Consider the following 16097-nt stretch of genomic DNA (forward strand, 5'->3'; position numbering starts at 1 on the left):
TCTCCTTATCTGAATTGATAGAATGGGTCTTCTTTTAATCTCTCTTCTTCATTGATTTTTATAGTTTCTACAATCTGTACAGGTTTCTCCTCTTGCACGAGTGGTGGTCTAGTTGGCGCATCCCTAAGTTGCTTCAGCAAATCGTCTAAAAATTCTTCATCGTCTTGGTTTTGGAAGCCTTCGAACAACACTTCTGTGATTTGATCGGCATGGATAGAAAAGACTTCTTGGCTCGGTACATCTCCAAACGGATGGGGGGCTACTCGATATCTCGCTATCACTTTTTCTTCTTCATTTTTAGCGATAGCACGAGCAACGACAAAATAGAGCAGTTGGTCATCCTCTGTCCCAACTAGTCTTAAGATACTACCTAGTGGCAAAAACGGTGTGATCATTTCTTCTCTCATGCTTCTTCCTCCGTAGGAAACACCAAAGCTTCCAAGTGTTCATCCTTCAAACTGTGTAGGACGTTTTTAGCAACTATTGCGTTTTTTTCTTGATAAGAAAGATTTTCAATAAATAATTGATTTTGTAAGCTTCCACCAAATAAAATATGATCGATATTTTCTTTTACGAACATAGTGATTCCGCCAAAGGTATTACCCACTTTCGTCATATGATCGAGAAAAACAAACTGTAAATGCTCGTTTCCTCCACTTAGCAGAGCGGTAACTTCCTCAGGGTTCAATGTTAATTTATCGACCAAGTCTGCGATACCATTGATAATGATGATTCTCTTGCCAGTTTCATTTGTTAAGAGAGCTTCTAAAGCCCCTTTTAGGGCTGTTACTTTTTCACTAAGACATGAACGGTCCAAATATAGTGAAACTTTCGGCTTTGCTGGTTCGAGTGTTCCATTTGCATCGATCAACACCACTTCTTCTTGTCTTTCTTGACAAATTTGTTGAAGCAGCCAAGGCATCATCGCACGAAGTTGCTTATTGGATTTGAAAAAGATCCCTAATCTCATGCGCTGGAACAAGTCGAACGATTCTACTGAAGAAGTGGCTTTGTTTAATCCCAAATACAGTGTGTGGCTGTCGTCTTGTTCAAGGTAAGAAGCAAAACTTTTTTGCGTTAGGTTTTCTGGTACCATTGGAATTTTATCTGGGCGTTCGCCTGTCCAAGCTTGATTGATTTCTATAATTTCTTCTTCCAGATTTTGGAGTAGTTCCGCATCATTTTTCCCGTTAATCGGCAGATAAAACTGAATGGTAGTTGGCGTAGAGAGTAAGACTTGTCCGCGCCCATTGATTGCTTCAGGTGACAAAGCATTTCTGCCCATGACCATATTTATTTCATTTTCATCGTTTAAATATAGCGTTATCTTAGTGGCAATATTGCTCATCATGTTAGTCCGAATACTTCCTACACGATTCGCGGTCATCACAAGAAAGATACCCAAACTGGCACCATCTCTTAGTAGTTGAAGAAGCACTTCGTCGATTCTATCTTTGCGCTTATCTTCCAAGCTCAGGCCATCATAACTATCAAGAATGATTCCTAAGATCGGTAATTTTTCTCTTGTTCTTGTTTCGTATTGCGTTAGATTCGCGACACCAGCTTGCTTGAACAAATTTTTGCGTGCTGCCAATAATTTTTCGATGCGATCAAGCATTTTTTGCAGTTTTTCATCTTCTTCCAAAGTCGCTATATCCGCAATATGGGGTAATTCCTTGAGTACTAATAAACCATTATTCCCAAAATCAATTAAATGAAACTGAATCGTTGCAGGGGTGTTTTGACGGGCAAGGTTCATTACAAGAGTTTGCAACACTGTCGACTTCCCATAGCCTGGACTAGCTACGATCAATGTGTGACTCGCTTCTTCGAGATTGAAGGTATAATTCATTTGTTTTTGTTCAGAAGGAATATCTAAACAACCAAATGGGATAGCTAGATTACGAACTTCTGACTGTTTTATTTTTGGCGCCATAATCTGCTTATTTAAGTTCGGTAGCCATGGCTTATCCGGCAATTTGTAGGTAGAATCGGCAAAGATTGTCTTGATCTTATCAATCACTGCTTCTAATTGTGTCGGCAAATCTCGTGTATCTTTTCCTTGAATGATTTCGATATCTGGATCATAGAGTAATTCTAACTGGCCCAATTCGTTGATTTTGAATACCCGTTCATCAATCACTTCTTCGATCAATTGTTCTGGATCATATGGAACCCCCGCATAGCCACTTTGAAATAATTCATACACCTCATTTTCGCCAACTTTCAAATAGCCTCGTCCAGGATTCGTGATTTGTGCGGCATCTGGCGTTTTGAGTAACTCATTCGAGTCTTGAACACTCGCCATTTTCAAGGCAATTTTACTTGTACTATTGGCTTCGATCTGATCATTGACTACCCCAGAAGGTTTTTGGGTGGCTAAAATCAAATGAACACCTAATGAACGTCCGATTCGGGCAACAGAAGTGAGCTCATCTAAGAATTCTGGAACATTGGCTTTAAGCTCCGCAAATTCATCCGAAACTAAAATCAAATGGGGCAAAGGTTTTTGTGGATGAACAACGTCTGGTTTTGGGGCCTTTCTTTGTTTATACAAGGTCATGTAGCCGTTGATATTATTTACACCATATTTGGCAAACTCTCTTTGACGTTTCGCTAGCTCTGCCTTGATGCTTGCTAAGGCTCGCGCAGTTCCAGCACCATCCAAATTAGTGATTGCGCCCATAAAATGGGGCAAATGATCTAAGGTATTGGCTATTCCGCCACCTTTCCAGTCAATAATCAACATGCCGATATCTTCTGGCGAAAAATTGATTGCTAAGCCGATCAAATAAGTCGTTAAAAATTCAGATTTCCCGGAACCAGTCGTACCACCAACTAAGGCGTGTGGTCCATGGACTCGTTCATGTAGATCCCAGTAAACTAAATCTTTTTTTCCACGCCAACCAATTAATGAACGAATCGATTTATTAGGTTCCGCAGTAGCCCAGCGATTTGAAATCGCTAGTTCTTCAACTGTCTTGACCTCATATTGATCCAATAGACTCAAGCTGTCAGGTACGGCATTTTTCTCTACTTCCACATGATGAAGATTCGCCAAACGCCGAATGGCTTTTTCGATTGGATAGGTTGTCGGCAAATGATTGGGAATAAAACACTGGTTCACATATTCATTGTCCTGATTGATCAACGTTGCTGCTTCATTGCTTTGATATTCAATTAAAGTAGTCGTTGTTTCTGGCAACATATTCAACGTTTCTTTTCCCCAAATGACCGTGATTCCATAGTCTTCTAAGTTTTCGGCTAAAAACTCGTTCAATCCATGACCTGCCAACCAACTTTCATCCAAAATCGAAAAAACATACTGTGGCTGAAAGTGTACCTTTTCATTTCCCGCTTCACGGACTTGTTGTTTTCTTTTTGCCACTATTTGATAAAAAGAATTCAAAATCATGTCTCGACTTTGGGGGGTATGCACCATTCCTCTTAGATTTAAAGAACGGATTTTGTTATGAGGTAACCAACGCCATTCTCGCCAATGTTGTTCGTACTCTTCCGACGGGATCAGTGTAATGAATTCGACGTCTCGATAAGAATGCAACACACATAACTGAAATAATAGGAGTTGTAATGCTGTTCGTAAAACACTAGGTGTTCCTGCTAAGCCAACCGTCTGTTCCAAAAGTGAAACGATGATCGGGGCATCTCCAAGTTGTTTATAGGGACTATTAAGATGCTCAAACGCTTCATTACTCAGTTCATCCTCTTCTACCGGCTGAAAGTTTGTTTGAAAACTAGCATTGATTTCGCCGATTCCTAGGCGGACAGTCAAAAAATCTTCGTTCACTGTCATGCGTTCATAAATCCTCGCATGATAATCCTTAGCCATCAATGCTAATTCATCCAGTGAAGGATTCATATATTCTAATGCTGTTTTTTGTGTTTGCTGTAAGACATTAAGCTCTGACTTTTTTTTGATCATATACTGACGGAAATGCTCTTCTCTCATATGATTTTTTCTGTTGATTTCTTTTTTGTTTGTAAAATAACTCGACACAGAAAAACCTGTTGTAAGTAAACTAGCACCTCCCATACTGATCAACATAACTGGATTGCCCCCGCTCAAAAAACTTGTCGCACCGCTCAAAACAACCATACCTAACGGTGGAACGATAGTTTTCAACCACTCATTCTTTCCTTCATTAGATTTCTGCTTAGGCGCTTGGATCTCTATTTTTTCTTTTGGCTCTTTTAAATGGATTCTTGGACTACGCCTAAATGCTGGAAAATTTTCTGGATACTCGGGAATGTAGGGTTCTTCGAGCAACTGCCAGGGGTCCAACTGTAGCTGATTTTTTAAATCTGAGATCTTTAATTGTTTCTCACGCATCTCAATCATGAGATAATCAATGATCAATTGATCGCCTACAGAAAATGGAAAGACACCTTTTTCTACACGTTGGTGATTGTAATAAATCTTGGCCTTACTAGGATAGATTTTTATTTGATAGTCATCAGTACTATTACGATGAATAAAAATCAACGCATCCGAATCAATACGGATCGCCGAGTCTTGTGTATTTGATAGATAGACGCTTTCCCTTGGCTTATTGACGATTACCGTTTTCAAATTTTCATGATGAACGAGGAGAAACTTTTCATCCTTGACTAATTCTCCTCCACAAAAAAGCTGTCCGTCTTCACAGGAAAGTGTTCGATCGTCCAGTATTACTTGATTGTTTTTTTCTGTTATTTGTTTATGAATAAACGTCGAACCAAAGTAAAAAAGATCATAAAGAACTGAAACGGAATGTTGGATTTGATCAGTTATTGAATTTGGCTTAGTTTGCTTCATTACTATCCGTCTCGCTTTCTAAGATTTCTAAGTACTTATTGATTTCTTCCTCATAACTTGTTAATAACTCTTGCTTCTTCTGTCCACTCATCTTGTTGTTTGCTCGCGTCGCGTTGTATAGTTTGGTGTAGGCATGTAAAATGTATTGATGATCGCCGAGGTTTTGTGCGATATCTAATGATCGTTCAAAATTCCCCCTTCCAATATAGATCCAGTAAAGCAAAGTATTCTCATTTGATTTTTGAGAAATGTTATTTAAGATTGCTGTCTTTTGCTCATTCGACAAATTATCCAGCTGTACCGCGCTGACTGCAGCGACATATTGGGCACCAGAAGGGAGATCTTCGGGTTTATCCTCTTTTAATGTGGTCAAAACACCAGCATAATTATTAGCAATATATTGCGTTTCAGCAGAACTGATCCGTTCTTGTGCGGGAAGTTTATCAAACGCATAGATACCTGTTGTAAGCGCTAAACCTATTGTTGAAATACTTAATAAAAGCGTGCCCCACTTAAACATAAAATAGCTTCTTTTGTTCACCATTTGAATTTCTGATGCACGTTTCGTTTTCTGCTGTACGACTTGTTCGCCAATCATGCGGTCGATTTCTGCGACACTGTTTGCTCTTTGGATTCGTTTAGAAAACTCGTCCTTCAATGTGCCATTTCCTTCAATCAGTTGCTCATAATCGAACTTAGGATGTAAAATTGTCAGGATCAAGGCACGATATTGCTTCAAAAATTCTTCTTCGGTTATTTCATAAGGAATAATTGAATGCGCAAAACCTCTATGTGCTACGATGATTTCTTCTCCAAATAGAAATAGATTGGCTGGATGGATGAACGGCTGGATCGGGCTACTCAAAAACTCGGATAAGAAATTGATTTTTTGTGCAAGTAATAATCGTTGAAAAAGTTCTGTTCGTTTAAGGTACTCTTGCAAAGAATAGATTTGTTTACTTTTCTGGTATTGAATGACGAGTTTTTCCTCTGAAGATTCTACGATCTGTCCAGAGAGCAAGTGTTTTTTCTGTGTTAAGAATAGTTGATACTGTTCTAAACGATCGAGTTGGTATTGCTTAGCATTCAGTGTCACTTTGACAGCATCAGTTGTTGTCTCAATCATGATCGTTTCAGAAATATCTTTTATGTGGGTCACGTTCGTTCCTCCGATTTTTGTTGAGATTCATGGATCAGTAAATGATCGCCTTCACTTAATGGATAGTCTGCCACATATGCCTCTTCCTTTAAGCGGATCGGTTTATTCAATACCACTAAGTCGAACACCTCTGGCAAGGACGAACCATTTTGTATGAAAGATTCCTTCAGTAATTCTTTTAATCGTGTAATCGTTACTTGGGTCGGGATCTGTAAGTCAATGATTTCTTCTTTGACTTGTAAACTTATCCCAATTGCTTGATTTCTATCCAACTACAACAGTCCTTTAATCATTTTTGTATTTCTGCTGTGAAAACTTTTTACCAAGATAATTGCCTCCAATAGTCAGTAAAATACTTCCTAGTAGAAGTAAGATCCACAAAACAATTCTTCCCTGGATAGCTGTGTGATTTGGGTTAGCTGACACCTGATGTCCTACAGACATTTGCCCTTCTTTGAATAATTGGGGTGTAATTGTTTGCTCAAAGACCTGTGGCTGTGGAGTTGCTTCCGACACAAAGACGAGGTTGTGAGCAGTAGAAATCTGTTGTCTTTGTTGTTGGACACGTTCTTGGTCTAATTTTGTTTTATCTTCTAAAAATAAATCTTGCACTATAAATGTTGTTTCATGATCTTCGATGCCTTCCCTTTCTTGGTAGATCACATGGTTATTGATAGTAAGTGTGCTTGCAAAGACTGTGACATTCGGGTGACTTAAAAATAGTAAAACTACCAACAAAAAGAAAAGCCCCCCTATTTTTTTCTGAACCATTTTATACCTCCGTTTATTCATTTGACCGTTCTTTTTTCTCTTCTGGTCGGACAATAAAATTCAGTATCACTCCAAATATCAGGAATAGAACGAGCATGAGATAACTTCCCCAACCGATGACACCCTCATTCATCAGCACATTAAACCCGTTTTGAATATTCTGTAAAGGTGACAGACGATAGAGCCATTCTGTCAACGAGCCATTTTTGATTGCTACGCCCAACAAAGGAGTCAACATGAAGAACAAGCCAAAAATCCCACCACATAAATACAACGTGATTTTTTTGAATTGGCGCATGAACCCTAAAAGAATCAATTGACCACTAGCAAAGACTAAAAATGCATAAACGAACCAAACAAAAGAATGCGCGACTCCTGATACTATGGTCGTTAAAACGCTATAAATAAGTGACAGAACTAACGTTACACTGAGTACCGCCACCATATTAGGCACGTTTTTCCATATACGGTTCGGTGTGACTAACAAATCGACAGAAGTCACTACACGTTTTTTCATCACGCTAGACAATTGAAAGGATACTAACAGAATCATAAAGCCACCGATCAATGTCACATAGTAAGGAGTCAATGAGCTTTGTCTTGTTTGACCAAAGCTTCCTTGTCCTAAAATTGGACTTGCTAAAAAATTAAAGACATGTGGATTGTCTGCCCCTCCATTCTTTGTATTCGAAAGGACTTCACTAAATGATTCGGCATATGTTTGATTTTCAGAGACAGTCTGTGCTGATTCATCAAGAGAGGTACTTAGATTACTTAAAATAGTGGTGGCATTCTCTTGTACTTCGATGGTCGATTCTTTTAGCTGATCGATTGTAGGTGTGATATCAGCTACTTCTGCCGCAGATTGACCGGTAACTTCAGCTGCTGCTTTTGAACTTGCCATCAATCCTTGCATCGTTTCGATCAGACTGGCTGTTTGAGCTTCAATCAGAGCGTATTCATTTTCTTTAGGATGTGGATTTTCTTCTGAGATGACGGATTCCGCTTCTGTTTGTGCCGTTTGCTGCCAACTGTCGTATACTGCATGGATTTGTTGATTCGCAGAGGCGAACCAGTGGTTTAATTTGTCCGCTTCTTCCATAAATGTCTGTGGTAATGTCATTAATTGCAAGGTACCGTACAAGGTTGGTTTTAGTTCTTCAGGTTCTTTAGTCCCAGGAGAACCAATGACTGCTTGTAATGCAATGATTTGATTCTCGGTATCGCTATACAACTGATCCCCTGTTTTTTTGTATTCCTGATACAGTTGTTCACTGATCATCGAAGGTTTGTCGCTTTCCTGAAGATTGTTATATAGCCAATAGATCGAACGAGAATCAGCTAATTCAATAAGGGATCTCCCCGTATTTTCTGGTTGATCGATCATCTGTCGATATGCGGGAATCGTTATAGAATGGTGTGGTGCACCAAATAGCGTGACGATTTGTTGCGCAGTCGTACTTAATAGTTGAAACTGTTCCAAGATTTGTGGCACATCATCAATCAATGGCTGATCCATTGGAAGATATACCGAGAATTCACTCATTGGTTGTTCGCGTTCATTGATCATCCATGTGTAAAACACCTGATTGTATGAAGTAGTTTGTTGTTCTGGAGTCAACTGCCACTTTAAAGGAATGCTTACTTCAAAGTTCAATTTATCTGGTAGCGAAGGATATTCTATACGCTGGTATGTCTCTTCCATTTCCTCCTCCGGTTCAATCGTCCAAGGTTGTACGATTGTGAATGAATGATTTGTATCTACTCGGATTGCTGTTTCATAGTTGTAGGGGGCTAGTAACTGATTCAATTGAGTTTCCATTTCTATAAAATCATATGTTGGATCAAAAAAGAGCATTCCTTGCTGCTCTTCTTCTGCTTGTATCGAGAGGAACGTATCTTGATTTAACTCAATTGACATCTGTTGATTGGTGGTGGGTAAAGAAATCATTGCATCATGTTGTGCTTTCGGTTCAAGATAAGCAAAAGAGGCTTCACTTCCGATTGGTCGGTCAAAATCATGGGCATAGCGTGTAACAATCGCTAGCTCATCATTGAAAATGGCGGCCTGATCCTGACTGATCACTGCTTGATTTTGTAATTCAGCTAATAATAGAGCTAAACTATCCACCGAGATCCGGGGCAATATCTCCTCGATAACTGATTGGTACGCCCCATCTAATTTGGGTTCATTCCTTTGATTTGTCATCAATTTGATAATCGCATTTTTCACTTGAACTTCTGTCGCAGTTGCGGGTGTACTTGTCGGATCATTATAATACGCATTGGCAATTTGACCTTTTAAGCGTTCTAGCTGTTCTACTTGACTCTCCAACTCAGTAATTTGTTGTTGGATCTCTTCGATGCGGGTTTGTTGATTGGTTTGAAACGCCGTTGCCTGAGCCAAGAAATCCCAATAAATACCGAAACTATTTTGTTCATTTGGTGTATAAAAGTTACTAAATTGAGCTAAAATCGCATCATTGAACAAGTCGTATTGATTTCTATAATTAGTTGTTGCGTTCTCCCACTGAGTGGTTAATTGATTTTTTTGTAAGATGACTTGTTGATTGAATTGATCGATCGCTCCAGTGATTTTTTCATTCGTTTCTTTTGTATAATCAACAATTGTCTCCTGAACATTTTCTGTCTCTTTGTGAGTCTCTTTGTGAGTCTCTTCTAAACTTGTATTATTGCGCTCCAAAAGAGATTGTACCGAATCAACAAAGGCCTGTTGTTGTGCCTTGAATGCACTATTTGTTGTATCTAAAATACTAGTTGAGTCTAATACACTCGCATAGTTGTCTGAAATATTTTGGAATGGCTGATAGATACTATTTTCTAGATTTTGCTGATAATTGCTATGTGTATTCGTCATTTTATTCACGTTTTGCTGCGCTTCAGAGAGATTTCCTACAATACTAGAGAAATACATCTGCACAACACGCTGATTGAAGTTTGTTAAAATCTGATTCACTTGTTCTTCGATCATTTGGTTAGTTATCTCATTTTGACCATCTCGAACTTGGTATTCGATGATCGCTTTTTCTGGATTGATACTTTGTAAAGATAATAGTTTTTCCGAAAAATCTTGGGGAATAATGATTTTTGCATCGAATTGGCCGTTCTCTAGTCCTGCTGTTGCAATATTACGCGTAGTCGTTTCCCAACGATTGGCAGTATCTTTATTGATCAGTGTCACAAAATCGGTTCCTAACAAGTACTGCTGACCTTCAAAATCTGCTCCTCGATCCTCATTTACCAAAACATATTGCATTTTTGTCGTCGGGCTGGCGGTGCTCGTGATGATACTCTTTTCTTTAAAGCCAATATAAGCAAAGAAAAGAAGCAAAGATAAACTTGCGATGATCGCAAGGATAAATGTCTGCTTTTGCTTCAGATGGTTTTTCAAGTTGTTCTCCTCCTTCTAAAAGAGCATGGGGTCAGAAGTGACTTGTCTGTATTTCTACCTTTCAAAATAAGCGTCAAAATCCAAAAATAGCTAGCTGATTTCGGATTTTGACGCTTATATCATGGCGATGTGCACTTCTGTCATATCCTCTTTTTAGGCTATAGCTGAGATGCTCTGTTTTACATTGTGTATTGTTGCACATGTGATTCGTTTAAGAAAATCTAGCAAAGTGACTTCTGTTTGAACATCAAGTTAAAATCCAAACGAACCTGCATCTTGACGATCGCGTTCTGCAACCGTATCAGCATACTTGTTCAACTGCTGATTGATGCGCTCAAGAAGTTCTTCCATTTGACGAACATTACCTTCTAATTGGTTGTATTGTTCCAAATAAGCTTGAAATGCTTGTCCTTTCCACTGTTGACTGATTTGTTGGTTCATTGCATTTACTTTACGGATCGCCTCTTGGATCTGAGAGGCTGCCTGTGAATAAACCTGTGCTTGTGACTTCAGTTGTTCGGGGGTGACTGCAATTACTCCTGCCATTTTTGTACCTCCTAAAATTTTTTTGACTAGTTTATCATACTTGATTTTCAACTGGTCAAAATAAAATACGCCGAATAAGGTTGATCTTCGTCGTATACGCACAATTCTTTTCGTATAAGATTAGTTATTTTAAGATAGCATTCAATTACTAGCGGGGGGAAACTCATTCTTGAGTTCAAAATCCACATGGTACGCCTGCTCCACGAAGCGTAACAGTTCGTATTTTTTTTGATATTGTTGCTTTGAATCCAAGTAGCAACTGACTGCTAAAGCGTTTTTTATGTGATACTTCCCTTTCTTATTACCTTTGATCACATACCAGACGCCTTGCAAAAACAATTGCAAGTTACGCTCATAGTATAGTTCTTCTTCAAGGAAATACTCTTCTAACTTCGCACCATATTTCCAAACCAGGCGGAGATCCTGATTTTTAATAAATAGAATGAGGCCATTTGCCAACATGCGAAATGTCTCACTTTGCCCGCTGCGGTTTTCTTCGTAGACCGCCAAACTAAGAAACGACTTTTCTAAAATCAAATCGATAAATTTAGGATGGAACGCATACATACAATTAGTAAACAAAAAAATTTCGTAGCGAGTCCATGTTTGTGCCTTCATTAAATACTGATAAACCTCTGAAGATAGCACATCGATTTTTTCCTCTTTTAATTGAGCGATCATCAAGCGACAAAGACTGATTAGATGACGTTCTCTTTGAGAATCAGGTTCTTCTGTTTCATACAACATGATAATACTATGTAATTCTAAACTATCTTTCTTTTCAAAAGCGACTACCGCTTCTTGCATCAATCGATTGACCTCGGATAAATCATTTGGAAAATTAAATAACTGCAATTCATCATAGTCCAAATTTAGTTTTTTCAAAAAATAAGTCAACTTACTGACTGTCGTATCTGCTTTATTTTGAATAAAACGTTTATAAACAGAACGACTAGCTTCCTCTCCACAAAGTTCTGCAATCGTTATTCCTTTTTGCTTTCTGACAAATTCAACGATCTCCCATACTTCCATTTTTTCACTCCTGACCTCTTTCACTGAATCTTGAACTCAAAGATTTTATAGAAAGAGCTTCTATGATTGAAATTTGATAAAGCTAAAAATCCCCGTTTATTATAATCTTACCATCATTCTCGTTTGAATATTACATTTATTTATAATAACTGTTGTTTTTAAATATAAAGACTTTACTAATAAATACAAAAAAACAGAACAGAAAAACATTGATGTTATTTATAAGAGCGATAATAATGGAATAAACAATGTATTTTTTGTTCAAAATATCATGATAAACAAAGAATGAGCACTCGCAACGGTACTTTCCGCGAGTGCTCATTCCGTTTTCTGATACATCAGATTATCAATGCTATCATACCAATTATAATGTTGATTGTTGTGGACTATTTATTAGAGTTTCTACATATTTTTTGGCTTTTCTCAGCAGTTGGATTTTTCTTATCTGGCTGACATAGTTTTTACGATCTAACATGAAATAGTTATTTTCTCTGATTACGCTTAATTGCTCTCTATAGATCATTGCAGCAGCAGTTAATGCGAGTTGACAATTTCGGTCAATAAACGGCAGCATCGTAAAAGAAGTTTCATATTTTTTCTCTGCTTCATTAGCTATCGCTTCCCATAGATCAATCAATGGCTTCGCAGGTTTATCTGCTTGCAACATGGTTTCAGTCACACCATGGGCACGCATCATTTCCTTTGGTAAATAAATTCGTCCCATTTTATTATCTTCACCGATATCTCGTAAAATGTTAGTGAGTTGCATCGCTTCACCCAGCCTTTTTGCCTGTGACTGGATTTTTTCTGCTTGGTCAGATAATAAAGGTAACAACATCAAGCCGACACTACCTGCGACATAGTAACAATAGTCTTCTAAGTCAGCCAATGTTTCTGGCTGTGTAAAGACTAAATCTTGCTTTTGACCTGCGATCATGTCGTAGAACGGAGACAAGGTCATGGGATAAACGGAAAAAACAACCGACAAGGCACGCCAAATTGGTTCATCAGGAATTTTACCCATGGAGAAAGCATCTAGTTGGTGTTTTAGTGCCAACAATTCTTCCTCACTATGGGCTAAGTCAACTGTATCATCTGCCAAGCGACAAAAAGCATAAATGGCATAGACACTTTTTGCTTTTTCTTCAGGAAGTTGAGAAAACGCAGCGTAAAACGATTTTGAATATTTTTTTATCACAGTTTCACAATAGGCAAAATCGTCTGCGTGTTTTTCAAACAGTTCCTGATTAGTTTTTATCATCTTTAACCAACTCCTCTACCGCAAGCTTAGCACTTTGCATCACGATTGGTACACCAGCTCCGGGATGTGTGCTGCTACCACAGAAATAAAGATTCTCAGCAGAAGCAAATTTATTATGAGGTCGATAATAGTTACTTTGTTTTAAGGTTGGTTTCAACCCAAATGTTGCACCATTATAGGCATTGAAATGTTGTTCAAAGTCTTTTGGTGTATAAAAACTTTCTGAAACGATATGCTCTTCAATATCAGTAAAGTCTGTCTTTTCTTTTAATAATGTCAATACTTTTTGACGATATTCTTGGACTTTCGCTTCTGACCAATCTTCGTATTTTGAAAGTTCTGGAACTGGTACTAATACATATAATCCTTCATGGTTTTCTGGGGCTAATGATTCATCCATGATCGTAGGACGGTATAGATAAAAGGATGGATCTTCCGGTAAACGACCATCTTCAAATAAATCATCCACATTTCGTTTGAAGTCATCTGCAAAATAGATGCTGTGGAGATAATCCCCCGGATATTTTTTATCTAGACCTAAATATAGTAAGAAACAAGAACAAGAGTATTCCATCTTATCGATTTTCTTATCCGTATATTTCCCACGATTCTTTTCATCAGGAATCAACTCTTTCATTGCATAAGGAAAATCAGCACCACAAACGACCGCATCTGCTTCTATTCGTTCTTGTCCGATTCGAACACCTTTTGCCACTTTATCTTCAATGATCAATTCATCAACGGGTGTATTATAATGGATCGTTCCACCTAATTCTTCTAATAAGTTAGCTAGTGAGGTTGCTAAAGTATACATACCTCCTTTGATAAAATGAACGCCATATAAAAGTTCGATCATCGGGATAATCGTGTATAACGATGGACCTTGATATGGGGAAACACCGATGTATAAGGTTTGGAACGCCAATGATTTTCGCAAACGTTCATCTTTAACAAATTTAGCAATCGATGAATACGCATCACTAAATGTTCTTAGACGAATCCCTGCCCATAGTGATTTAGGATTATAGAAATCCCAAAAACCACGAAAGGATTTAGTAATAAATGCTTCTTTGGCTATGTGATAACGCTTGTAGATATCCGCTAGAAACGCATAATAGCCTTGCGCATCTTCTTGGGAAATCGCTTCGAGCGTTTTGGTCAATTCAATGAGATCATTTGAAAATTCGATTGGTTCTTCTTTATTGAAATAGAGTTTCAACATAGGATCGACTTTTTCCATCGGAATGTAGTCATCCGGATCTTTCCCACAAAATTCAAATACTTCGCGATAGATTTCAGGCATCATCACGATCGTTGGCCCCACATCAAACGTGAACCCATCTTTTTTGATTTGATTCATCTTGCCGCCAGGGCCACTTTCTTTTTCGTACAATGTTACTTCATAGCCTAATTTTTGCAAGCGTACAGCTGCACTTAATCCCGCAACTCCTGCACCTGTTACAATGACTTTTTTCATGACATCCACCTACTCAATTCTTGTTCTATAAATTTTTATCATCTGATAAATTTTAGGATATCATTAAATCCGTTATGTCATAAAATAAAACGCTCAAATAACATACGTTACATTAAATTTTCTTCATTTTTCTTTGTTTTTAATTCATTTTTTATCATTTTTCACTCAGTATTATTTACACGTGAAATATACAATCTAGATAGCCATTGTCAGCTAAAACTGAATAAACAGCCTTCAAAAGTCAATTCATTAAAAAAAGCCATGACATCCGAAAATATTTTCATATTTTTTAGATGTCACAGCTTTTTTGGCTGATTACTTTGTGAAAACTTAGACAGTTTATTCAGTTTTATGTTGAAATTCATCTAAACGTGCCCGAACTTCATCAGTGGATTTCGTGTTCATCAATTGCACACGCAAATCGTTGGCTCCTGGAAATCCTTTGACGTAGATTTTGAAGAAACGATGTAAGCCTGTGATCGAACGTGGGATCTCTTTTGCATAGTGGTCTTGTAAATCTAGTTGCAAGCGCAGTAAATCAATAAGTTCTTCTGCTGAATGCTCTTTCGGTTCTTTTTCAAAGGCAAATGGATTTTTAAAAATACCTCGGCCGATCATGATGCCATCTACACCATATTTTTCCGCTAATTCAAGCCCTGTTTGGCGGTCAGGGATGTCACCATTGATCGTCAACTTCGTTTGTGGGGCAATTTGGTCACGCAAGGCAACGACTTCAGGAATTAGTTCCCAATGTGCCGCCACTTTACTCATTTCTTTGCGTGTACGTAAATGAACAGAAAGATTCGCGATATCTTGCTTTAGTAAATGACTGATCCAATCAACCATTTCAGCTTGCTCTGTGTAGCCAATACGTGTTTTTACACTTACCGGTAACCCTCCAGCTTTTGCAGCTTCGATCAATTCTGCCGCAACCTCAGGACGTAGGATCAAGCCACTACCTTTTCCACGTTCTGCCACATTCGGTACCGGACAACCCATATTGAGGTCTATTCCTTTAAAACCCATCTCGGCTAGTTGAATACTCATCTCTCTGAAAAATTCCGGTTTATCTCCCCAGATATGTGCCACCATCGGTTGTTCATCTTCAGTAAATGTCAAACGTCCTTTGACACTTTCTTTGCCATCTGGATGACAAAAACTATCTGAATTAGTAAATTCGGTGAAATACACATCCGGCGCACCGGCCTTTTGGACAACATGGCGAAAAACCACATCTGTCACATCTTCCATCGGTGCTAATACAAAAAAGGGCGTAGGTAGTTCAGCCCAAAAATTATTCTTCATCAAGTACACTCCATTTCGCTATATAAAAAGTTCCATCAAAAACATTGTTGCCATTATACAAGGAAAAAGAAAAAGAAGCAAAGTAGAGGTTGTGAAAGGAGCGATCAGCACTAAGGCATAAGAAAGGAAAATCGAAAATGGTTGTTTCATTTTTGATTTTCCTGGCTTATGTCCGAAGTGTTGCTCCTTGAACACCGTTTATCATAGGTTGTGAAAAAAGCGTTTTGACCTGAGCAGTAAGATAGAAAATTGTAAAATAGCTTTTCATATTTTGCAATTTTTTAGCTTAATGTTGAAGGTCAGCTTTTTGAACACCGT

The 16097-nt window shown here is 38.2% G+C and carries 11 protein-coding genes; all 11 read right to left on the minus strand.

The window, feature by feature from the left end; translation table 11 throughout:
- Positions 1 to 5: 5 nt before the first annotated feature.
- On the minus strand, positions 6 to 407 hold the full coding sequence (locus IGJ95_RS13905; RefSeq protein WP_010734043.1) for a DUF4176 domain-containing protein: 402 nt from the start codon (positions 405 to 407) through the stop codon (positions 6 to 8).
- On the minus strand, positions 404 to 4816 hold the full coding sequence (gene essC, locus IGJ95_RS13910) for a type VII secretion protein EssC (RefSeq protein ID WP_438762139.1): 4413 nt from the start codon (positions 4814 to 4816) through the stop codon (positions 404 to 406). The genes IGJ95_RS13905 and essC overlap by 4 nt, the downstream gene beginning before the upstream one ends.
- Positions 4803 to 5975, minus strand: a complete 1173-nt coding sequence (gene essB, locus IGJ95_RS13915) for a type VII secretion protein EssB (protein ID WP_438762141.1) — start codon at positions 5973 to 5975, stop codon at positions 4803 to 4805. The genes essC and essB overlap by 14 nt, the downstream gene beginning before the upstream one ends.
- Positions 5972 to 6247 carry a hypothetical protein gene (locus IGJ95_RS13920; protein ID WP_010734040.1) on the minus strand — a complete coding sequence of 92 codons (276 nt, stop codon included), beginning with the start codon at positions 6245 to 6247 and terminating at the stop codon, positions 5972 to 5974. Before IGJ95_RS13920 ends, essB begins: the two co-directional genes overlap by 4 nt.
- A 13-nt stretch (positions 6248 to 6260) precedes the next feature.
- Positions 6261 to 6746 carry a hypothetical protein gene (locus IGJ95_RS13925; protein WP_010734039.1) on the minus strand — a complete coding sequence of 162 codons (486 nt, stop codon included), beginning with the start codon at positions 6744 to 6746 and terminating at the stop codon, positions 6261 to 6263.
- 13 nt (positions 6747 to 6759) lie between these two features.
- Positions 6760 to 10158, minus strand: coding sequence for a type VII secretion protein EsaA (esaA, locus tag IGJ95_RS13930; protein WP_438762143.1), 3399 nt, complete (start codon positions 10156 to 10158; stop codon positions 6760 to 6762).
- A gap of 252 nt (positions 10159 to 10410) precedes the next feature.
- Positions 10411 to 10704 carry a WXG100 family type VII secretion target gene (locus tag IGJ95_RS13935; RefSeq protein WP_023520541.1) on the minus strand — a complete coding sequence of 98 codons (294 nt, stop codon included), beginning with the start codon at positions 10702 to 10704 and terminating at the stop codon, positions 10411 to 10413.
- A 141-nt stretch (positions 10705 to 10845) separates the two neighbouring features.
- Positions 10846 to 11736 (minus strand): Rgg/GadR/MutR family transcriptional regulator, encoded by an 891-nt coding sequence (locus IGJ95_RS13940; RefSeq protein ID WP_023520542.1) that lies wholly within the window; start codon positions 11734 to 11736, stop codon positions 10846 to 10848.
- Positions 11737 to 12100: 364 nt separating this feature from the next.
- Positions 12101 to 12997: a phytoene/squalene synthase family protein gene (locus IGJ95_RS13945; protein WP_023520543.1), complete on the minus strand. Its 897-nt coding sequence runs from the start codon at positions 12995 to 12997 to the stop codon at positions 12101 to 12103.
- Positions 12984 to 14474: a phytoene desaturase family protein gene (locus IGJ95_RS13950; protein ID WP_019722718.1), complete on the minus strand. Its 1491-nt coding sequence runs from the start codon at positions 14472 to 14474 to the stop codon at positions 12984 to 12986. The genes IGJ95_RS13945 and IGJ95_RS13950 overlap by 14 nt, the downstream gene beginning before the upstream one ends.
- Positions 14475 to 14813: 339 nt before the next feature.
- Positions 14814 to 15779 carry a tRNA dihydrouridine synthase gene (locus IGJ95_RS13955; protein ID WP_137072974.1) on the minus strand — a complete coding sequence of 322 codons (966 nt, stop codon included), beginning with the start codon at positions 15777 to 15779 and terminating at the stop codon, positions 14814 to 14816.
- Positions 15780 to 16097: the final 318 nt, after the last annotated feature.

Source organism: Enterococcus sp. AZ156 (assembly GCF_051714165.1).
Classification (GTDB): Bacteria; Bacillota; Bacilli; order Lactobacillales; family Enterococcaceae; genus Enterococcus_B; species Enterococcus_B pernyi.